We start from the raw sequence: 23788 nt of genomic DNA, 5'->3' as shown, positions 1-23788 counted from the left end.
CGCCCCCTTCGGCACACCCGTCGAACCCGACGTGAACATCACATACGCCAGACCCTCCGGATCCACCGCAACATCCACCCAACCCGGCTCGGGCGCACCGGCCACCGCAACAACGGGAATGCCCGCCGGCAGTGCGGCCGGATCGGCACCCACGACCGCGACGACCCCTGCCGACGCGCAGACCTGTGCGATCCGCGCCGCCGGCCAGGACGGCTCGACGGGCACGAACGCGGCGCCCGCCCGGAGCACCGCGAGCAGCGCGACCACCAGGTCGGCGGAGCGTTCCAGGTGCACGCCGACGGTCAGTTCGGGACCCGCGCCCGCCGCGGCGAGCCGCGCCGCGAGCCCGGCGGAGCGCTCGTCGAGCTCGCGGTAGGTCAGCCGGAGGGCGCCGTCCACGACCGCCGTCGCGTCGGGATGATCGCGCACCGACTCCGCGACCAGCGCGGGCAGCGTCTCGGCGGCCACCGTGAGGTCGGTGTCGTTCCACGCCGAGACGACCGCCGCACGCTCCGCCGGGGTCGCGATGTCCAGCGCCCGCAGCGGGGTGTCGGGACGTTCCGCGAAGGCCGTCAGGACGGCGGCGACCCGCCCGGCGAGCCGCTCGGCGGTGGCCTCGTCGAAGAGGTCGGTGGCGTAGGTCAGGATCCCCTCGATGGTGTTCCCGCCCTCGGTCGGGCCCTCCTCGACCAGGCCGACGTGCAGGTCGAACTTCGCGGTCACCCGCTGCAGCGGGAGCGCCTCGGCATCGACGCCGGCGGCGGCGGCGTCCGCGATCTGGTGGGTCACCATCGTCTGGAAAAGCGGATGGCGCTGCAAGGCCCGTTCCGGGGCGACGGCGTCGACCACCCGCTCGAACGGGACGTCCTGGTGGGCGTACGCGGCGAGCGCGGTCTCCCGAGCCCGCACCACCAGATCGCGGAGGGTCGGTGCACCACCGGCACCGGGGCCCAGGTCGTTGCGCAGCACCAGCGTGTTCACGAAGAAGCCGACCAGGTTGTCGAGCGCCTCGTCGGTGCGACCCGCGGTGGGCGTGCCCAGCGGGATGTCGTCGCCCGCCCCGAGCTTGTGCAGCACCGTGGCGACCGCGGTCTGGGCCACGATGAACGGGCTCGCGCCGGTGTCCGCGGCCAGCCTCCGCAGGCCGTCGGCGACCGTGGCGGGGAGGGTGAACCCGACGACGCCGCCGCGGCCCGACGGTGTGGCGGGTCGCGGCCGGTCCCGCGGGAGCGGGATCTCGGTGGGCAGCCCGGCCAGCGTGGAGCGCCAGTGGTCGAGCTGGCGCGCGAGCACGCTCGAGGGCTCGTCCTCGGACCCGAGGGTCCCGCGCTGCCAGAGCGCGAAGTCGGCGTACTGCAGCGGGAGCGGCGGCCACTCCGGTGCGCGGCCGGCCGACCGGGCCGCGTAGGCGGTGCCCAGATCGGCGAGCAGCGGGGTGGTCGACTGCTCGTCGCCCGCGATGTGGTGCACGACGATCGACAGCACGATCCGCTCGTCGGACAGCCGCAGCATCCGCGCGCGGATCGGGAGGTCGCGCTCCAGCAGGAACACCGCGGCGGCGTCGGCGGCGAGTGCCGCCGCCAGCTCGTCGGCCGGGATCTCGACCTCCGGCACCGCGAAACCCGGCTCGTCGATGATCCGCTGGAAGGGGCGGCCGTCGACGTCCGGGAAGACCGTGCGCAGGCTCTCGTGGCGATCGACGACGTCCCGCAGCGCCGCGGCCATGGCCGCGGTGTCGGTGCCGCGCGGCAGCGTCGCCGCCGACGTGATCGAGTAGCTCGCGCTCGGCCCGTGCAGTCGGTAGAGGAACCACAGCCGCTGCTGCGCGAACGACAGGGGCAGCTCGGCAGGGCGCTCCCGCGCGACCGGACCCGCGGGGACGGTTGCGGCAGGCTCGGTTGCGGCGGGCTCGGTTGCGGCAGGTGCGGGCGCCAGCAGCTGCGCGAGTGCGGCGACGCTCGGCGCGTCGAAGATCGCCCGGATCGGCAGGGCCGTGCCCAGCGCCTTGCGGATGCGCGCGACGAGTCGGGTCGCGAGCAGCGAGTGCCCGCCGAGTGCGAAGAACGAGTCGTCGACGCCGACGGGAACGCCGAGCACCTCGCCGAACAGCGCGCAGAGCGTCTCCTCCAGCGGCGACGACGGCGGCCGCGAGCCCGCGGCGCCGACCCGTTCGGGCGCGGGCAGGCGGGAGCGGTCGAGCTTGCCGTTGGGGGTCGTCGGCAGCGCGTCGAGCACCACCACGGCCGCGGGCACCATGTGCTCGGGCAGCCGCGTGGCGAGGTCAGCGCGCAGTTCCCACGCGTCCGGACTGTCCGGGCCCACCACGTACGCGACGATCTCGGCCCCCGCGCGGCCGTCGTTGCGGGCGATCGCCACCGCGGCGGTCAGCGTGCCACCGGCCAGCAACGCCGCCGCGATCTCCCCGAGCTCGATCCGGAAGCCGCGGATCTTGACCTGGTCGTCGGTGCGGCCGAGGTACTCCAGCTCGCCCGCGTCCGTCCAGCGGGTGAGGTCGCCGGTGCGGTAGAGCCGCCCGGAGCCGAACGGGTTCGCGACGAACCGCGAGGCCGTGAGTCCCGGCCGGCGCAGGTACCCGCGCGCGAGCTGCTCACCGCCGAGGTACAGCTCGCCCGGCACGCCGCGCGGGACCGGGCGCAGCGCGGCGTCGAGGACGAACGCGGTGGTGTCGGCGGTCGGCGTGCCGATGGGCACCGGACCCGTGGCACCGCGGTCCGTGCGGTGCGCGGTGCTGTAGACGGTGGTCTCGGTGGGGCCGTAGAAGTTGTGCACGACGAGCTCGGGATCACCGTCGTGCAAGGCGCCGACGAGCGCGCGCGAGGCCGCCTCGCCCGCGAGGACGACCGCGCCGGCGCGGACCGGCGCCCCGGCTGACAGCGCCTCGATGGCCGTCGGCACCGCCGACAGCACCGAGGGTCCGCCGTCGGGGAAGGCACCCGACGCCGCGAGGACGTCGCCGACGATCTCGAGCTCACCGCCCGCGCACAGCGGCGCGAACAGCTCGAACACCGAGACGTCGAAGCTCGGGGAGGTCGACAGGACGGTCCGCCGCAGCGCGTCGGGGCCGAGCAGCTGCGCCGTCCACTCGACCAGCCGGACCACGTTGGCCTGCGGGACCTGCACGCCCTTCGGCACGCCGGTGGAGCCCGACGTGAAGATGACGTAGGCCGGGTGCGCCGGGTGCAGCGGGCGCACGCGGTCGGCGTCGGTGAGCGGGTGGGCCGCCGTCTCGGCCAGCTCGCCCGCCACGGCGGGATCGTCGAGCCGGAGCACGCGGACCGCCGCCGGGAGCTCGGGGAGCTCCACGCCGGACGTGGTGACGACGGCGGTCGGCGCGGCCTCGCCGAGTACGAGCCGGATCCGCCCGACGGGGTAGCGCGGGTCGACCGGCAGGTACGCCGCACCTGCCTGGATGACGGCCAGCACCGCGACGACCAGCTCCGGGGTCCGCGGCACGGCGACCGCCACCGTGTCCTCCGGGCCGATCCCGAGCCCGACCAGCAGCCGGGCCAGCCGGTTGACCCGGTCCGCCAGCTCGGCGCGGCCGAGCCGCACACCACCGGCGAGCACCGCGGGCAGGTCCGCTTCGCCTGCCGCACCCTCGCCGGACAGGACGGTGGTGAGGACGGTCGCGAGCGTGCGGGCCGGCGTGCCCGACGCCGTCCGGTTCGGGGCCTCGACGAGCGCGGCGCGCTCGGCGGCGGTGAGCACGGCCAGCCGGCCCACGAGGGTGGCGGGCTCCGCGGCGAGCGTTCGCAGGATCGCGTCGAACCGGACCAGCATCCGGTCGAGGACCGCGGTCGGCACGGCGTCGGGCCGGTGGGCGACGGTGAGCTCGAGCCCGTTCTCCGGGTGGGCGAGCAGGGTGAGCGGGTAGTGGGTGGCGTCGCGACCCTCGACGCCGGTGATCGCCAGTCCGCCGGCGGCATCGTCGAGCGCCGTGGGATCCACCGGGTAGGACTCGAACACCGCGAGCGTGTCGAACAGCTCCCGGCCGCCCGCCGCGCGTTGCACGTCGGCCAGGTTCAGGTAGTGGTGATCGAGGAGGGCGACCTGCTCGGACTGCACGCGCGCCAGCAGTGCGGACAGCGACTCCGCCGGGTCGAGGTCGACCCGCACCGGGATCGTGTTGATGAACAGCCCGACCATCGACTCCACGCCGGGTACCTGTGGCGGCCTGCCGGAGACCGTCGCCCCGAACACGATGTCGCGACGGCCGGTCGTCTGGCCCAGCAGCAGCGCCCACGCCACCTGGACGACGGTGTTGAGCGTGACGCCCGCCGCGGCGGCGGTGGCGGCGAGCCCGGCCGCCACCTCCGGCGCCACCGCGAGGTCGACGCGCTGCGCCGGTGCGAGCGCGGCACCTGCGGCACCCGGGGCGGGCCCCGCGACCGTGCACGCCTCGACGCCGTCGAGTGCCGCGGCCCATGCGTGCCGCGACGCGACCTGGTCCTGCCGGGCGAGCCAGGCCAGGTAGTCCCGGAACGGGTGCACCCGCGGCAGCGCGGCGGGCTCGCCCGCGTAGAGCGCGAGCAGGTCGGCCACCAGGAGCGGCGTCGACCAGCCGTCGAGCAGGATGTGGTGGTTGGTGATCGCGAGCCGGTGCCGGGTCGCCGAGAGCCGCACCAGCAGCATCCTGATCAGCGGCGGTGCGGCGGGGTCGAACGGCTCGTCGCGGGCGGCGTCGACGGCCCGGACCGCTGCCACCTCGTCGCCATCGGCGTCGAGGACCGTGAACGGCAGCGTCACGTCGCGCAGGACCACCTGCACCGGGCCGGACTTCTGGTGCGTGAACGCGGTGCGCAGGTTCGGGTGCCGCTCCAGGAGCGCCTGGCCCGCGGCGCGCAGCCGGTCGGCGTCACACAGCCCGTCGAGCTCGAGGACGAGCTGCGCGGTGTAGACGTCCGGCCTGCCGTCCTCGGCCGCCGTCAGCGCGTGGTGGAGCAGGCCCTCCTGCAGCGGGGAGAGCGGCAGAACCTCCTCGATGCGGGACTTACGGGTCGTGTCGGGCCTGCTCACAGGTCTCCCCATTCGGCTTCGAGCTCGTCGAGGGCGTCCTGGTCGAGCTCGACCAGTGCCATGTCGGACGGCGTGTGTCCGCCGCCTCGTCCCGCCGCCACGTGGGCGGCGAGTGCGGCCAGCGCCGCGACCCAGAGATCCGCCAGCGTGCGGACCGCGGTCTCGGTCAGCAGGCCGGTCGGGAAGGTCCACGTCGCGGTGAGGACCGGCCCACCGGGGCCGTCCTCGGTGACCGCGTTGACGTCGACGACGTTCGCGGCGGGCAGCCGCGGATCGGACGTCCCGCCGAAGCCGGCGAGCTCCGGCGCCTCGGTCCAGCGGTCGCCGGTGCCCGAGCCGGGCTCCCCGCCCCCGAACCGGCCGAGGTAGTTGAAGCCGATCTGCGGCCCGGGCCGCTCGGCGAGCCCGGCACCCCGTGCGGAGCGGCGCAGCAGGCCGTAGGACAGGCCGCGGCCCGGCACGGACCGCAGGTGCTCCTTGACCCGCTTCACGATCCGACCGGCCTCGGTGCCGCCTGCGAGCGCGTCGTCGAGGTCGATGTCGTCCAGCGCGAGCCGCACCGGGTGGGTGGTGGTGAACCAGCCGACCGTGCGGGAGAGCTCCGCGCCCGGCACGGCCTCCTCCTGGCGGCCGTGGCCCTCCAGCTCCACCAGCACCGACTCGCGGCCGCGCCACCGGGCGACGGCGGTGCCCAGCGCCGCGAGCAGCACGTCGTCGACCCGGGCGTAGAACGCCTCCGGGACGGCCGTGAGCACCGCTGCGGTGACGTCCGCCGGGACCCGCACCTCGACGTCGTGCGTGGTGCCCACCGTGTCCAGCGCCGGGTCGAACGCCCGGCTGCCCAGCGGTGGTTCCGGCGCGCCGAGCACCTCGTACCAGAACGGCAGCTCCGCGGACCGGTCGGCCGCAGCCAGGCCGCGGGCCCAGGTGCGGAACGACGTCCCGACCGGCGGGAGCGGCGTGCCGGCGGCCGCGGCCAGCAGGTCCGGCACGAGGATCCGCCACGACACCCCGTCGACGACGAGGTGGTGCACGACGACCAGCACCCGGCCCCCGGCCTCGGCGCCGTCCAGGTGCACGACCTGCAGCATCCGACCCGCTGCGGGGTCGAGCCGGTCGGCGGCGGCCTCCAGCTCGGCCAGCACGGCGGGCCAGACCGCCTGCTCCGACCACAGCCGGTCCGCGACGACCCCGTCGAGGTCGACCCGGCTGACGAGCGCGTCGACGGAGGCACCGGGCGCCGGGGCCTCCAGCCCGGCCCCGACCAGCCGGGCCCGGAGCATGTCGTGCCGGTCGACGACCGCCTGCACGGCAGCGACGACGTCGTCGCGGCGGACGCCGGGTGGCACGGCCAGCAGTGCCGCCTGGCAGACGCGGCTCACGTCGGCACCGGTGTCCAGCAGCGCCCGCATGATCGGGGTCAGTGGCACGGTGCCCACGCCTGCGCCCGCGGGCTCGGCCGTCCCGAGCGTGGTGGTCGCGGCGATCTCGGCCAGTGCCGCGACGGTCCGGCGCTCGAACACGTCGCGCGGCGAGATCGCGATCCCGCGTTCCCGCGCGCGGGCGACGAGCTGGATGGACGTGATGCTGTCGCCGCCCAGCTCGAAGAACGACCCGTCGACCCCGACCGCGGCCAGGCCCAGCACGTCGGCGAAGACCGCGGCCAGCACCTCCTCGACCGGGTTCTGCGCGGAGCGGGTCGCGCGGCCCGGATCGAGCTCCGGTGCCGGCAGCGCGGCGCGGTCGAGCTTGCCGTTGGTGGTCAGCGGGAGCCGCTCGAGCACCACGACCGCTGCGGGCACCATGTGCTCCGGCAACCGCTGCGCCGCCCAGTACCGCAGGTCGGGGGCCGATCCCACGACGTACGCGACGAGCCGGCGGGCGCCCGGGGTGTCCTCCCGGACGATCACGCCCGCCTGCGCGACACCGGGGTGCTCGCCGAGCACCGCCGCGATCTCGCCGGGCTCGATGCGGAACCCGCGGATCTTGACCTGGTCGTCGGCGCGGCCGAGGTGGTCGAACCCACCGTCGGGGAGCTGCCGGGCGAGGTCACCGGAGCGGTAGAGCCGCTCGCCCGCGACGAACGGGCTCGCGACGAACCGGGCCGCCGTCAGCCCGGTCCGGCCGAGGTAGCCCTGCGCCACCTGCGGGCCCGCGACGTAGATCTCGCCCGGCACGCCGGGCGGGACCGGCCGCAGGTGCTCATCGAGCAGGTGCACCGCCAGGCCGGGGATCGGCCGCCCGACCGGGCTGCCCCGGTCGGCGTCCGTGACGAGGTGGTGGGTGACGTGCACCGTCGTCTCGGTGATCCCGTACATGTTCACCAGCGCCGCCGCGGGACGGCGGCGCCGCCAGCCCGCGAGCGCCGCCGGGTCGAGCGCCTCCCCGCCGAAGATCACCGTCCGCAGCGCGGTGGCCGTGCCCGGCCGGGCGGCGTCGGCGGCGTCGAGCGCGGCGAACGCCGTCGGGGTCTGGTTCAGGACCGTGACGCGCTCGCGGTCCAGCAGTGCGAGGAACCGTTCGGGGTCCCTGGTGACGTCGCGGCCCACGACGACCATGCGCGCGCCGGTGCCGAGCGGGCCCCACATCTCCCACACCGAGAAGTCGAACGCCGCGGAGTGGAACACCGTCCACACGTCGTCCGGGGTGAAGCCGAACAGCTCCGCGGTGCCCGCGAGCAGCGCCACGACGTTGCGGTGCGACACCGCGACGCCCTTCGGGGTGCCCGTCGAGCCGGACGTGTAGATCACGTACGCGATCCGGTCGGGATCCGCCGCGGGCAACGGACCGTCCTCCGGAGCCGCAGGCGCGGGTCCGTCGAGCACGATCGCGTCCGCGGGGCCGACGTGCCTGCTCGCCTCGGTGACCAGCACCGCGACCGGCGTGGCGTCGGCCAGCGTGAACGCGATCCGCTCCGCCGGGTAGTCCGGGTCGATCGGCACGTACGCCGCCCCCGCGGTCACCACGGCGAGGATCGCGACCACCAGATCGGTGCCGCGCGGCAGCAGCAGGGCCACCCGGTCGCCGGGAACGACCCCGCGGGCCACCAGCAGCCGGGCCAGCCGCTCGGACCGCGCGACCAACTCCCGGTAGGTGAGCGTCGTGGCGTCGGGGCCGGTCAGGGCGACCCGATCCGGATGCGCGGCCGCCGCCGCGCGGAACTGCGCGTCGAGCGCGAGCTCGGGAACGGGCGGACGCAGCGCCGGGGCCGGGTCCAGGGCCCGATCCGCGGCGGTGCGCACGTCCAGCGCGTGCAGGCGCTGCTCGGGATCGGCTGCGAAGGCCTCGACGACCTGCGCGAGCCGGGCGGTCATCGCCTCCGCGGTCGCGCGCTCGAACAGGTCGGCCGCGAACGTCACCGTCCCGTCGAGGCCGCCGCCGGGGCTCTCCCCGACGTCGACGGAGATGTCGAACCGCGCGGTGTCCAGCTCGGCGTGCAGCTGCCGGGCCGGGCGCCCGCCGAGCGAGGTCACCTCCGTGCCGCCCGCGCGGTGGACGATGCTGGTCTGGAACAGCGGGTGCCGGTCGACGCCGCGGGGCGGGTCGAGCAGCTCCACGAGGCGCTCGAACGGCAGGTCCTGGTGGGCGTAGGCACCCAGCGCCGCCTCCCGGGCCCGGCCGATGACCGCGCGCAGGGTGGGGTCGCCCGCCAGGTCGGTCCGCAGCACCAGCGTGTTGACGAAGAACCCGACGAGATCGTCGAGCGCGACGTCCGTGCGGCCCGCGATCGGTGTCCCGAGCGGCACGTCGGTACCGGCGCCGTGGGCGTGCAGCCACACCGCGACCGCGGCCTGGGTCAGCATGGACGCGCTCGCGCCCGTCTCGCCCGCCAGCCGGGCCAGCGCCTGCGCCGTCGCGGGCGCGATCGAGAACGCGACCGTGATGCCGAGGTGTGTGGCGACCCGCGGGCGGGCGTGATCGGTCGGGAGCGACACGGCGGCCGGGAGCTCCGCCAGCGCGTCGCGCCAGTAGCCGATCTGGCGGGCGAGCACCGAGCCCGGGTCGTCCTCGTCGCCGAGCTGCTCGCGCTGCCAGAGCGTGTAGTCCGCGTACTGCACCGGCAACGGCGCCCACGCCGGCTCCTGCCCGGCGGCCCGGGCCCGGTAGGCGGTGTCCAGATCGGCGAGCAGGCGCTCCCCCGACCACTCGTCGGCCGCGATGTGGTGCACGGCGAGCGAGAGCACGACGTCGCCGCCGGGCAGCCGCAGCACCCGCGGCCGCACGGGCACCTCGATGGCGAGCGCGAAGACGTGCGCGGACGCGGCGACCAGCTCCCGTTCGAGGTCCTGCTCGGCCACCTCGACGATCGGGACGGCATCCGCAGGCAGCGCGACGACGTGCTGGCGGGGCACCCCCGCGACCGCGGGGAACGTCGTGCGCAGGCTCTCGTGCCGCCACACGACGTCCGCCACCGCGGCCTGCAGCGCGGTAGCGTCGACCGGTCCGGTGAGCCGGACCGCGAACGGCAGCACGTACGCCGCCGACGGGCCGTCCACCTGGTCGAGCACCCACAGCCGGCGTTGCGCGAACGACAACGGCACGACCTCGGGGCGCACCCGCGGCGCCAACGCCACGCCGCCCCCGCCGCCCGCGGCGTCCACCGCGACCGCCAGCCCGGCGACCGTCGGGTGGTCGAACACCGCTCGCACCGACAGGTCGACGCCCAGCTCGGCCCGTACCCGCGACACCACCCGTGTCGCCAGCAACGAGTGCCCGCCGAGGTCGAAGAACGACTCCTCGACCCCGACCCCGGCCACGCCGAGCACCCCCGCGAACAGCGCCGCCAGCGCAACCTCCGTTGCGGACGCGGGCTCCCGGCCGAGCGGGCCCCCTGGACCGGTGCCACCGCCGGGCAGCGATGGAGACACCGGCACGGGGGACAGGGCCCTGCGGTCCAGCTTCCCGTTCGCCGTCATCGGCAGCTCGTCGAGCAGCACCACCGCCGCCGGCACCAGGTGGCCCGGCAGCCGCTGAGCCGCCCACGCTCGCACGGCGGCCGGGTCGAGGCCGGGGCCGGGCGTGGCGCGGGGCACGACGTAGCCCACCAGCCGCAACGTGCTGGTGGAGCCCGGCTCGGGCAGCGCGACGACCGCGGCGGCGGCGATCTGCGGGTGCTCGCCGAGTACCGCGGCGATCTCGCCCGGCTCGATCCGGAAGCCGCGGATCTTCACCTGGTCGTCGGCCCGGCCGAGGTGTTCGAGGCCGCCACCGGGCGCCGGCCGGCCCCGGTCGCCGGAGCGGTAGAGCCGATCGCCCGCCACGAACGGGCTGGCCACGAACCGGGTCGCCGTCAGGCCCGGGCGGCCGAGGTAGCCGTCGGCGAGCTGCGGCCCCGACACGTGGATCTCCCCCGGCACCCCGGGCGGCACCGGCCGGAGCAGCTCGTCGAGCAGGTGCACCCGCAGCCCGGGGATCGGCGACCCGACCGGGCTCCCCCGGTCCGACGCCGCCACCACGTGGTGGGTGACGTGCACCGTGGTCTCCGTGATCCCGTACATGTTCACGGCCACCACGCCGGGGCGGCGCTCCCGCCAGCCCGCCAGCACGGCCGGGTCGAGCGCCTCCCCACCGAAGATCACCAGTCGCAGGGCGGTCGCCGATCCCGGACGGGCCCGGTCGGCGCTGTCGAGTGCCGCGAACGCCGTCGGCGTCTGGTTGAGCACGCTCACCCGCTCGCGGTCGAGCAGGTCGAGGAAGCGGGCCGGGTCGCGGGTCACGTCCCGGTCCACGACCACCACCCGCGCACCCGTGGTCAGCGGCGCCCACATCTCCCACACGGAGAAGTCGAACGCCGCCGAGTGGAACACCGTCCAGACGTCGTCCGCGGTGGCGTCGAACAGCTCCGCGGTGCCCGCGAGCAGCGCCACGACGTTGCGGTGCGAGACCGCGACCCCCTTCGGCGTGCCCGTGGAGCCCGATGTGTAGATCACGTACGCCGTGGCGCCCGGGAGGGCGGCCGGGAGCGGACCCCGATCCACGGCTCCGGGCTCGGGGTCGTCGACCAGGACCGCGTCCGGCGGCGCCACGTGCCGCGTCGAGCGCGTCACCAGCACCGCGGCGGGCGCGGCATCGTCGAGCGTGAACGCGATGCGCTCGGCCGGGTACTCGGGATCGATCGGCACGTAGGCGGCGCCGGACATCGCCACCGCGAGCACCGCCACCACCAGCTCGGTCGTGCGCGGCAGCAGCAGCGCCACCCGCCGTCCGGGTCCGATCCCGGCGGCGACGAGGCGGTGCGCGAGCCGGTCCGCCGCGACCGCCAGCTCGGCGTAGCGCAGGCTCGTGCCGTCGGGCCCGGTCAGCGCGACGCGGTCGGGGTGAGCCGCCGCGGCCGCGGTGAACAGGTCGGCGAGCGTCCGCTCCCCGAGCGCGGGCACCGGCGTGCTCGGCACCGGCTCGCGCTCGGTCAGCGTGCGGACGTCGAGCGCGCTGACCGGCCGGTCCGGGTCGGCCGCCATCGCGGCGAACACCCTGGCGAGCCGGGCGGTCATCGCCTCTCCGGTCGCGCGGTCGAACAGGTCGGCGGCGAACGTCACGGCCAGCGTCAGGCTTCGGCCGGCTCGGGGGCCGGTCTCCAGGACATCGACGCTCAGGTCGAAGCGCGCCGTGTCCCACGCCGTCCGGACCTCGGCCAGCTCCAGCTCCCCCAACCGCATGTCGTCGCGGACGTCGGCGGTGTGGATCACGCAGGTCTGGAAGAGCGGATGCCGGCCTCCCGAGCGCGGCGGGTTGAGCAGCTCGACGAGCCGCTCGAACGGCAGGTCCTGGTGGGCGTAGGCACCCAGCGCGGCCGTCCGCGCCCGCCCGACGACCTCGCGCAGCGTCGGGTCACCGGCCAGGTCGGTGCGCAGGACCAGCGTGTTCACGAAGCAGCCGACGAGATCGTCGAGCGCGACGTCGGTGCGCCCGGCGACGGGGGTGCCGAGCACCGCATCCGGGCCGGCGCCGTGGGCCTGCAACCAGAGCGAGACGGCGGCCTGGGTCACCATGAACGGGGTGGCCCCGGCCGCGGCGGCGAGCTCCCCCAGAGCGGCCGCGTCGGCCGCGGAGACCGTCGCCTCGACGGTGAAGCCCTCGTGGGACGCGGTGTCGCCGCGCCCGCGATCGGTCGCGACGGTCTGCTCGTCGGGCAGCCCGGCGAGCGTCTCGCGCCACCAGGCCACCTGGCCGGCGAGCACCGATGTCGGCTCATTCTCGTCGCCGAGCTGCTCGCGCTGCCACAGCGTGTAGTCCACGTACTGGACCGGCAGCGGCGCCCAGCCCGGCTCGCGGCCGGCGGTCCGGGCCCGGTAGGCGGTGTCCAGGTCGGCGAGCAGCCGCTCCCCCGACCACTCGTCGGCCGCGACGTGGTGCATCACCAGCGACAGCACCCAGCCGTCGGTGGTGCGCAGCAGCCGGAACCGGATCGGCAGGTCGCGCTCCAGCGCGAAGACGTGATGCGCGTCCTCGGCGAGCGCGGCGTCGAGCGCGCCGTCGCCCACGTCGACGACCGGCACCGGCGCGCTCCACTCGCCGGCCGCCAGCACGTGTTGGCGGGGCACGCCGTCGACCGCAGGGAAGACCGTGCGCAGGCTCTCGTGGCGCTCCACCACGTCCGCCACCGCGGCCCGCACCGCCGCGACGTCCAGCGTGCCGGTGAGCCGCACCGCGAACGGCAGCGCGTAGGCCGCGGAACCGCCGTCGAGCTGGTCGAGGAACCACAACCGCTGCTGCGCGAACGACAGCGGCACGACCGGCGGCCGCTCGCGCCGTTCGAGCGCGACACCACCGCCGCCCGTCGCGGCGTCCACCACGGCGGCCAACCCGGCGACCGTCGGCGCGTCGAACACCGCCCGCACCGACAGCTGCACGTCCAGCTCGGCCCGGATCCGCGACACCAGCCGCGTCGCCACCAGCGAGTGCCCGCCGAGGTCGAAGAACGAGTCGTCGAGCCCGACACTCGCCACGCCCAGCACGCGCGCGAAGAGCCCGGCCAGCCCCACCTCCGTCGCCGTCGACGGCGCCCGCCCGGCCCCCGCGGCGATCGACGGCACCGGCAGCGCGCGCCGGTCCAGCTTCCCGTTGGGTGTCGACGGCAAGGCCGCCAGCACCATCACGACCGCGGGCACCATGTGGCCCGGCAACCGGTCCGCGGCGGTGGCCCGCACCGCGGCGGCGGTCAGTGGCTTCTCCCCGCCATCCACCACGTAACCGACGAGCCTGCGGACCCCCGGCACGTCCTCGCGGACGATCGCGACGGCCTGCACGACACCGGGGTGCGTCGCGAGCGCGGCCTCGACCTCGCCGAGCTCCACCCGGAACCCGCGGATCTTGACCTGGTCGTCGGCCCGCCCGAGGTACTCGACGGTGCCGTCGAGCAGCCGGCGCGCGAGATCCCCCGTCCGGTAGAGCCGCCCGCCGCCGCCCGCGGGGTCGGCCACGAACCGCTCGGCCGTGAGGCCGGGGCGGTCCTGGTAGCCGCGCGCGACACCGGCGCCACCCACGTAGAGCTCTCCGGGGGCACCCGGTGCGGCGACGCGCAGGAACGCGTCCAGCACCGTCGCGGTGGTGCCGGTCACCGGGCGGCCGATGTGTGGCGCCCGGCCCGCCTCGATGCGGGTGAACAGCGCGTCGACCGTGCACTCGGTGGGGCCGTAGAAGTTGTACGGCGCGACGCCCTCGTGCCCGGCCAGCCGCTCCCACAGCCCGGGCCCGACGGCCTCGGCGCCGGTGGCCACCACCGTCGGCCGCGGCTCGCCCGCCAGCAGCCCCTCCTCCAGCAGCAGGTCGAGGAACGACGGCGGCACGTCCACGAAGTCCACGCCGTGGGCGCGGACGTACCGCACGATCGCGCCCGCGTCGCCCATGGCCGCGTCGGGCAGCACGTGCATCGTGTGCCCGGCGAGCAGCCAGGCGATCGGGTCGACCGTGCCGTCGTAGGCGAACGAGAGCGAGTTGAGCACCCGCAACGGGCGGCCCAGTGCGGCCGCCGCGGGGTCCATCACGGCCCGGCGGTGCGCCTCGACCAGCGCCGCGAGCCCCCGGTGCTCGATCGTCACGCCCTTCGGGCGGCCGGTCGAACCGGACGTGTAGACGACGTAGGCCGCCCCGCGGGCGTCGGGCCGGCGACCGGCTCCCGCCCTGGTGTCGATCCGGGCAGCGTCGATGCGGGCGGCTGTCGCGGGGTCGTCGAGCGCGACGACCCGCCCCGGCAGCGGGTGCCGCTGCGCGATGGCGTCGTGGGTGAGCACCACGAGCGGCCCGGCGTCGGAGAGGATCATCGCGACCCGCTCTGCGGGATGCGCGGGGTCGACCGGGACGTGCGCCCCGCCCGCCGCCCAGACCGCGAGCATCCCGACGACCATGTCGAGGGTGCGCGGCAGCACGAGGCCCACCCGGTCCTCCGGGCCGACCCCCAGCTCGCGCAGGTGCGCGGCGAGCCGCTGCACCCGGTCGGCCAGCTCGGCGAAGGTGAGCGTGCCGTCCTCGGCGACCAGCGCGGGCTCGTCGGGGCGGGTGAGCACGGCGGCCGCAACGGCATCCAGCACGGTCGCACCGGACCCGGCCGGGTCGACCACGCCAGGCTCGATCACGCCAGGCGCGAGTCCGGTCCCGGTACCGGGCGGGCGGACGTCGAGGCGGGCGATCGGCCGGTCCGGCGCCGCACCGAGCGCTGCGACGGCGGCCAGCAGCCGCTCCAGCACCGCGGCGGCACCGCCATGGACGTCGAGCACGCCGTCGTGGTGATCGAGCGCCAGCTCCAGCGTCGGGCCGAGCCGGGCGCTGAGCGTCAGCGGGTAGTGGGTCGCGTCGGCCGCCGAGACGTCGGTCATCGTCACGCCGCCCGCCGTCCCCGGGTCGGCCGGGTCGGTGTCGAGCACGTCCGGATAGCTCTCGAAGACGGTCAACGTGTCGAACAGCTCGTCGACGCCGACCGCCTGCTGGATCGCGCCGAGCCCGACCTGCTGGTGATCCAGCAGGCGGGTCTGCTCGTCCTGCACCCGGCGCAGCAGCGCCCGCGGGCTCTCGGCGGGTCGCAGCCGCACCCGTACCGGGAGGGTGGTGATGAAGAGCCCGACCATCTCCTCGACACCGGGCAGCTCCGGGGGCCGCCCGGAGGCGGTGGCGCCGAACACGACGTCGGAGCGGCCGGTCAGCTCGGCGAGCAGCAGCGACCACGCCACCTGCACAACCGTGTTCGGCGTGACGTTCTCGCGGCGGGCGAGCCCGGACACCACGGCCCAGGCGGCGGGGTCGAGCGCCCCTTCGACCCGGTCCGGGAGCCCGGCCCGGCGGGTGGTGGCCGGACCGGCCACGAGCGTCGGCTCCTCGACCCCGTCCAGCGCCTCGGCCCACACCCGCAGGTCGGCGGCGGTGTCGCGGCGCTCCAGCCAGGCGAGGAACTCGCGGTAGGAACGCGGCCGCGGCAGCCGGACCGCCGGATCCGCGCAGAGCGCGGCGAGGTCGCGCAGCACGACCTGCGTGGACCAGCCGTCCAGCAGGACGTGGTGGGCCGACACGATCAGCCGCGCCCGGTCCGGCGCGGTCGTGAGCAGCACGAACCGGATCAGTGGCGACGTCGCGGGGTCCATCCGGGTGGCCCGGTCGAGCGCGGCGAGCCGGTCGACCCCCGCGGCGCGGGCGCCGGCGTCGAGCCCGGTGAGGTCGACGTGGGTGAAGGGGGCGGTCACGGCGTCGACGACGACCTGGACCGGCGCGCCCTCGGCGTCGGTGGCGAACGCGACCCGCAACGCCGGATGCCGGTCGAGCAGCGCCTGCGCCGCCGCCCGGATCCGGTCCGGATCGACGGCGCCGTCCAGGTCGAGTGCGGTCTGCACCAGGTAGACGTCGACGCCTGCGTCGTCGAGCATGGCGTGGAAGAGCAGCCCCTCCTGCAACGGGGCGAGCGGCCACACGTCCGAGAGCCCGGGGTAGTCGGACTCCCAGCGCTCGACGTCGGCCGTGGTGGCGCGCACCAGCGGCAGGTCCGACGGGGTGTGGCCGCCGCTGCCGTCCCGGGTCGCGTGGTCGACGAGCGCGGCGAGGGCCTCGGCCCACCGGCGTCCCAGCTCGGCGACGGTGTCGGCGTCGACGATCCCGGTCGCGTAGGTCCAGTTCGCCTGCAGCTCCGGGCCGCCCGGCCCGTCCTGGACGACCACATCGAGGGCGACGGTGGCCGTCACCGGCATCTCGGGGTCGGGTCCGCCCATCGGCGCGACCCCGGCGACGGGCAGCCAGAACTCCTGCTCACCGCCCGCCGCGAACCGGCCGAGGTAGTTGAACGCCAGCTCCGTGACGGCGTCGGCCGCCATCCCGCCGAGCCCCCGGTGCGGGATCGTGCGCAGTGCCTCCTTGGCCGTCTTGATCGCGGTGCCTGCTGCCGGGCCGGCCGCGAACGCCTCGCCGACGTCGATGCCGGTGAGGTCGACCCGGACCGGCGACTCGGTGGTGAACCAGCCGACGGTCCGCGAGAGGTCGGCACCGGGGACGGCGTCCTCCTCCCGGCCGTGGCCCTCGACGGCGACGGTGAACGCTGCGGCGGCACCCGACACCCGCGCGGCGGCGAGGCCGAGCGCGGCGAGCATGAGGTCGTCGGGCCTGCCGTGGAACGCGGCCGGGGCGCGGGTGAGCAGCAGCACCGTGGCGTCGCCCGGCAGGCTCGTGGCCAGCACGGCGGTCCGGTCCGCGCGGTCGCGAGCCGGATCGGGGAGCCGCTCTCCCAGCCGTGCGGTGTCCGCGACGGTCACAGCCGGGGTGGCCGCGGCCAGCAGGGCCGTGGCCTGCGACCAGGCCCGTAGCGACGTCCCGATCGGCGCGAGGCTCACCGGCTCGCCCCGCTGCAGCTGACCGGCCGCGGTGGCGAGGTCCTCGACGAGGATCCGCCACGAGACGCCGTCGACCACGGCGTGGTGGGCGACGACGAGCAGCGCGCGCAGCACCGGACGGGCCCCGACCGGGGGCGTGTCGAGCAGGGTGGCCGCGAGCATCAGCCCGGCCGCGGGGTCGAGCCTGGCGACGGCCCGCGTGTAGGCGGACTCCGGATCCGGATCGTCCGTGTCCTCGGCCCGCAGCAGGTCCGCCGCCGAGACGGTGCCCGCCGCGCGGACCTGGAGGCCCTGGTCGGTGAGCACGGCCCGCAGCGCGTCGTGCCGGTCGAGCACGGCCTGCAGCGCGGCCTCGACCGTCTCGATGCTCAGCTGCGGCGAGACGGCGAGGTACACCGACTGCGCGAAGCGGTCGATCGACCCGCCGTGCCGGGCCGCGCGGGCGAGTACCCCGGCGAGGATCGGCGTGGCCGCGACGGCGCCGAGGGGATCGACGGTCGCCGCGGCGGGCGGCGCGTCCCGGTCGGCCCGGTCCACGAGCTCGGCGAGCCGCGCGACCGTGCGCTGCTCGAACACGTCGCGCGGGGAGAGCACGAGCCCGGCGGCCCGCGCCTTCGCCACGAGCTGGATCGACAGGATGCTGTCGCCGCCCAGCAGGAAGAACGACGTCTCGACGTCGACGTCGTCGAGCCCGAGCACGGCGGCGACGATGCCGGCGAGCAGGCGCTCGGTCGGTGTCGCGCCGAGCCGCGCTCCCGCGCCTGCCGAGCGGTCCGGGGCCGGCAGGGCGCGCTGGTCCAGCTTGCCGTTGGGGGTGGTCGGGAAGGCGTCGACGGCCACGATCGCGCTCGGCACGAGGTAGTCGGGCAGCACCGCGACGGCGCGGGCCCGCAACGCGTCGAGGTCGGGTGCCCCCGGTCCGGCGGCCACGATGTAGCTGACCAGCGCCCGGACCCCCGGCGCGTCCTCCCGGACCACCGTCGCGATCTGCGCCACCGCCGGGTCGGCACCGACGACGGCGTCGACCTCACCGAGCTCGATGCGGTGGCCGCGGATCTTCACCTGGTCGTCGTCGCGGCCGACGAACTCGACGGTGCCGCGCCGGGTCCACCGGGCGAGGTCGCCGGTGCGGTACATCCGCTGTCCCGGGACGCTCGGGTCGGCCACGAACCGCTCCGACGTGGCGCCCGGCCGGTCGGCGTAGCCACGGGCGACACCCGCGCCACCGACGTACAGGTCCCCGGTGACACCGGCCGGCACGGGGCGCAGCGCGGCGTCGAGCACCGCGATCCGGGCACCGCCGATGGGAGTGCCGATGTGCGGCGCGATGCCGGGGGTGATCCAGGCGCCGAGCGCGTCGACCGTGGTCTCGGTCGGGCCGTACAGGTTGTGGGCGGCCGTGCCGGGAGCGGCGGCGAGCGCGTCCCAGAGCGCGGAGCCCACGGCCTCCGCGCCGGTGAAGACGAGCGTCGGCCGGTGCTGCGTCGGATCCAGCAGCCCCGCGTCGAGCACCGGTCCGAGGAACGACGGCGGCAGGTCCAGCACGTCGATGCGCTGCTGCCGGACGAGGTCGACGACCGCGGTCGGATCCCCCATCGACCGTTCCGGGAGCACGTGCAGCTCGTGCCCGGCGAGCATCCAGAGCAACGGGTCGACGGCGCCGTCGAACGCGAGCGACAGCCCGTGCAGCACGCGCCGTGGCCCACCCTGGATGGGCCCAGCAGTTCCCATCACGTTCTCGCGGTGGGCGTCGAGGAGGTTGATCACGCCGGCGTGGGTGGCGATGACGCCCTTCGGGCGGCCGGTGGAGCCCGAGGTGTAGATCACGTACAGCGCGTCGAGCGGATCGGGCCGCTCCGGCGCGGCACCGGCCGGGGCGACGAACCCGGCGAGGTCCTCGAGGAGCAGCACGCCGTCCCGGCCGGTCACCCGGTCCGCCACGCACGCCGAGGTGAGCACCACGGCCGGGGCCGCGGCGTCGAGCAGGTGCGCGATCCGACCGGCGGGATGGTCCGGATCGACGGGAACGCTCGTCGCGCCCGCACGCCACACGGCGAGCGGCGCCACCAGCCCGTCGAGGGTGCGACCCAGCACGACCGCGACGCGGGAGCCGCGCCGGACTCCGTGCGCGGTGAGGTGGCCGGCCAGCCGGTCGGCGCGGGCCACGAGCTCGGCGAACGTCAGGCTGCCGTCGGCGGCGACCAGAGCCGTCCGGTCCGGATGCTCGCGGGCCAGCTCGTCGAGCACGTCGACGACGGTGCGCCCGCGGGCGTCGGCCACCGCGGGGCCGGTCCCGGCCGCCACCAGCGCCGCGCGCTCGTCGGCGCGCAGGATCTGGACGCCGCTCAACCGCGTCGCGGGTGCGTGCGCCATCGTCGCGAGCACCCGCTGCAGGCGCGCGCCGAGCTCGGCGGCCGTGGTGTGGTCGAACAGGTCGGCGTCGTACTCCAGCGCGCCGACGAGCTCGCCGCCGCGAGCGACCACGTCGATCGAGAGGTCGAGTTTGGCCGCGGGCAGCTCCACCCACTCGCGGGTGCCGTCGAGTCCGGCGAACCCGGCGACGGCACCCGTCTCGCGGCCGAACGTGACCAGGGTCTGGAACAGCGGGTTGCGCGTCACCGACCGCTCGGGTTCGAGTGCGTCCACGATCCGCTCGAACGGCACGTCCTGGTGCGCGTAGGCGGCGAGCGCGACCTCCCGGGTGCGCCGCACCAGCGTGCGCAGGTCGGGGTCACCGGCGAGGTCGTGGCGGAGCACGACGGTGTTGACGAAGTACCCGACGACGTCGTCGAACGACGCATCGGGCCGCCCGGCTACCGGTGTGCCCAGCGGGACGTCGGTGCCGGCGCCGTGCGCGTGCAGCAGCACGGCCACGGCAGCGTGCAGCACCATCAGCTCGCTGGCGCCCTCGGCCAGTGCCAGCGCGCGCAGCCCGGCCGCGACGTCGGCCGCGACGGTGAACGGCACCCGGCCGCCCGCGTGCGTCGGCCGGGCCGGGCGGATCCGGTCGCGGGGCAGCTCCAGCTCGGCGGGTGCACCGGCCAGCCGCTCGGCCCAGAACCCGAGACCACCCGCTCCGATGTCACCGGTTCCCGGCTCCGGCAGCAGCGCGTAGTCGGCGTACTGCAGCGGCAGCGGGGGCAGCAGCGGATCCGCGCCCGCACGGCGCGCCGAGTACGCGACGCCGAGGTCGCGCAGCAGCACCTCGGTGGACCAGTCGTCACCCGCGATGTGGTGCAGGACGAGCGCCAGCACGTGCTCGGTGGGGCCTGCCCGGAACAGGGCTGCGCGCAGCGGCGGCTCGCTGTCCAGCGCGAACGGCGTGGCGGCGTGCGCGACGAGCGCGGCCCCGACAGTGGCGGGGTCGTCGGAGTGGTCCCTGGAGTGATCACTGAGGTCGAGGTCCGGGACCGCGCAGGCGGGGAGCACCTGCTGGCGGGGCCTGCCCTCGTCGTCGGGGAAGACGGTGCGCAGGATCTCGTGGCGCTCCACGACGTCGGCCAGCGCGGCGCGCAGGGCGTCGACGTCGAGCTCGCCGCGCAGCCGGACGGCGAGCGGCATGTGGTAGCTCACCGACGCGGGGTCGATCCGCCACAGGAACCAGAGCTGCCGCTGTGCCGCCGACAGCGGGATCTCGGCCGGGCGGGGCAGGGCGACCGCTGGCGGCCCGTCGCCGGCGGGTGCCGCCTCGATGACGCCGTCGGTGGCGATGGCCGTGGCGACGACGGCGGCGAGCTCCCGCACCGTCGGGGCGTCGAACACCGCCCGCATCGGCAGCGCGACCCCGAGCTCGGCCCTGATCCGGGCGACCAGGCGCGCAGCCAGCAACGAGTGGCCGCCGAGCGCGAAGAACGAGTCGTCAACCCGCGGTGGGGCCACGTCGAGCACCTCGGCGACGAGCCCGAGCAGCGCCGCCTCGTGCGGGGTCACCGCCGCGATCTCGCCGTTCCCGGCGGCCGGCTGCTCCGGCTCCGGCAGCGCCCGCCGGTCGAGCTTGCCGTTCGGGGTCAGCGGCAGCGCGTCGAGCACGACGACCGCGGCCGGGACCATCGCGGCCGGGAGCAGCGTGGCGACGTGCGCCCGCACCGCGGTGCCGTCCGCGGGTGCGGCGCACACGACGTAGCCGATCAGGGCCGAGCCGCGGACCGTCACCGCCGCCGACGCGACGCCGGGGTGCGAGCGCAGCGCGGCCTCGACCTCGCCGAGCTCCACCCGGACGCCACGGACCTTCACCTGGTCGTCGGCGCGACCGCGGTAGTCGAGCGTGCCGTCGAGCCGGCGCCGGACCAGGTCGCCGGTGCGGTAGAGCCGCGCTCCCGGCGGACCGTACGGGTCGGCCACGAACCGCTCGGCCGTGCGGCCGGGCCTGCCGAGGTATCCGCGCGCGACCTGCGCGCCGCCGATGTACAGCTCCCCCGTGGACCCGACCGGGACCGGCGCCAGGCCGGGGTCCAGCACCAGCGCGCGGGTGTTCCACACCGGACGCCCGATCGCGGGGCGGTGCGGCGCGGTCGCGACCGGCGTGACGTGCTGTGCGGTGACGACGTGGGTCTCGGTCGGCCCGTAGTGGTTGTGCAGCTCGGCCGCCGGGTGGCGCGCGAACAGCGCCCGGATCTCGTCGGTCACCGTCAGCGCCTCGCCCGCCTGGAACACGCGGCGCAGTGCCGGCAGTCCTGCCGGGTCGGCCACGGCGGCCCTGGCGAGCTCCTGCACGACGAGGTTCGGCGCGTACACGTCGGCCACCGAGCGTTCCCGCAGCAGCTCGACCAGCGCCGCCGGGTCGAGTCGCGTCGCCTCGTCGGGCACCACCAGCGTGCCGCCCGTCGTCAGCGTCGCGAACACCTCCTGGGTCGCGACGTCGAAGCCGGGGCTGGTGAACTGCAGCGCGGCCCCCGGCTCCCCCGCCGCCTGCGCGTGCCACTGCAGCAGGTTGACCAGGCCGCGCGCGGTCATCACGACGGCCTTCGGGAGCCCCGTGGAGCCGGAGGTGTAGAGGACGTAGGCGGGGTGCTCCGGCTCGGGCCGGACGCCGGATTCCGCGCGTGGCAGGAGATCGGCTGCGGGGTCGGCTGCGGGGAGCCGGTCGAGCACCACCCGCGGCCAGGGCCCGGCCGGACCGTCCGATGTGGTCACGACGACGGTCGGGGCGGCGTCGGCGAGCGTCGCCGCGATCCGGGCCGCCGGGTACTCCGGGTCGATCGGCAGGAAGGCCGCACCGGTCTTCGCGACCGCCAGCAGCGCGACCACCTGCTCCGGCGAGCGCGGCAGCACGACGGCCACGATCCGCTCCGGCGCCGCGCCCTCGGCCGCGAGGCGGGTGGCGAGCCGCTCGGCGTGGGCGTCGAGCTCGGCGTAGTCGAGCGTCGCGGCCGGCCCGATCACGGCCGTCGCGTCCGGGCTGCGCCGGACCTGCCCCGCCACCAGCTCGGCGACGGTGACCGCGGCGACCTCGACGGGCTCCTCGTCGCCGCGAAGGAGCTCGCTGCGCTCGTCGGCGCCGAGCAGCGGCAGGTCCGCGATCGCCGCCGCCGGATCGGCTGTCGCCGCAGTGAGCAGGCGTTCGAGGCGCTCCAGCACCGCGTCGACGGGGGCCTCCTCGAACAGGTCGGCGCTGAACGTGGCCTCGACCTCGAACCTCTCACCGATCATGAAGGTCTCGAGCGAGAGCGGGAACTGCATGCCGCCGTTGTGGATCGTCCGCCAGCGCAGGTCGATCCCGGGCAGCTCGGGGCCGCCGAGGTCCTGGGTGAGGAAGACCAGCAGGACGTCGAACAGCGCGGCCTCGCCCGCCCCGCGGTCCGGGTGCAGCTCGGCGACCAAGCGGTCGAAGGGCAGGTCCTGGTGGCTGTAGGCGTCGACGCAGACCGCGCTGCAGCGCTGCAGCACCTCGCGGAACGTCGGCCGGCCGTCGAGCCCGACGCGCAGCACGAGCGTGTTGCCGAAGTCGCCGACGAGCCGTTCCAGGTCGGGGTGGTCCCGGTTCATGACGGCCGAACCGATCGGGACGTCCGTGGCGCCGGTCAGCCGGTGCAACAGCACGGTGAGACCCGCGTGGACGACCATGAACGGGGTGACCGACTCGGCGCGGGCGAGCGCCGCGACCCGGCCGGCGAAGCCCGGCGCGAACGTGCGCGTGCGGCGCCCGCCACGCGAGCTCGGCGCCACCTGTCGATCGGTGGGCAGGTCCAACCGCTCCGGAAGCGGGTCGAGAGTGCGCCGCCAGTGGGCGAGCTGCGCGGTCAGGTGCGCGGAGTCGCGCTGTTCGTGCTGCCAGGCGGCGAAGTCGAGGTACTGCACCGGATGCGGGTCCGGCTCGGTGGCCGCCGGGTCGGTGCGGGCCCGGTAGAGCGCCCCGAGATCACGGGACAGGGCGCTCCACGTCATGCCGTCCCAGGCGATGTGGTGCACCACCTGCAGCAGCACGTGGTGCTCGGGCGCGATCCGGAACAGCTCGACGCGGATCGACAGGTCCCGGCGCAGGTCGAACGGTGCCGCCGCGGCGAGCGCAGCACGGTCGTCCACCTCGGACTCCGACGTCACGGCGAGCACCGGCAGCGGGATCGGGACCGGTGGCCCGACCCGCTGGACCGGCGCGCCGTCGACGCCCGCGTCGTAGGTGGTGCGCAGCACCTCGTGCCGCGCGACGAGCCGCGTGTACGCCCATGCCAACGCCTCGGCGTCGAGCGGCCCGCGCAGCTCCATCCGCAGCGTCACGTTGAACGCCGCGCTGTCGGGTTCCAGCTGCTGCTGGAACCACATCCGCAGCTGCGCGGGCGAGAGCGGTCCCTCGGTGCGGCCCGTGGCGTGCAGCACGGGCCGGTCGGTGCCGGCGGCTCGATCCCCGGCCCGGCCCGAGTCGGCCAGCCTGCGACGCAACAGGGCTCGCCGACGGTCGGCGGAGCTCTGGAGGCGCGCCAAAGGCAGGTCTGTCACGGGTACGGGCCTTT

General features: G+C 76.0%; 2 protein-coding genes. Both read right to left on the bottom strand.

Annotated features, from left to right (window positions below; genetic code table 11):
• The coding region (locus ACFPFQ_RS44315) for an amino acid adenylation domain-containing protein (RefSeq protein WP_379629289.1) at window positions 1–5037 on the bottom strand (5037 nt) is incomplete at its 3' end.
• The gene (locus ACFPFQ_RS44310) at window positions 5034–23774 is read right to left on the bottom strand and encodes a non-ribosomal peptide synthase/polyketide synthase (RefSeq protein ID WP_379629288.1); all 18741 of its coding nucleotides are present in this window, start codon (window positions 23772–23774) and stop codon (window positions 5034–5036) included. The genes ACFPFQ_RS44310 and ACFPFQ_RS44315, both read right to left, overlap by 4 nt.
• Between the last annotated feature and the right edge of the window lie 14 nt (window positions 23775–23788).

The organism is Pseudonocardia sp. GCM10023141 (assembly GCF_042653605.1).
Note: the sequence above shows the minus strand (reverse complement) of the source record. Positions and strands in the feature narration are given on the sequence as shown.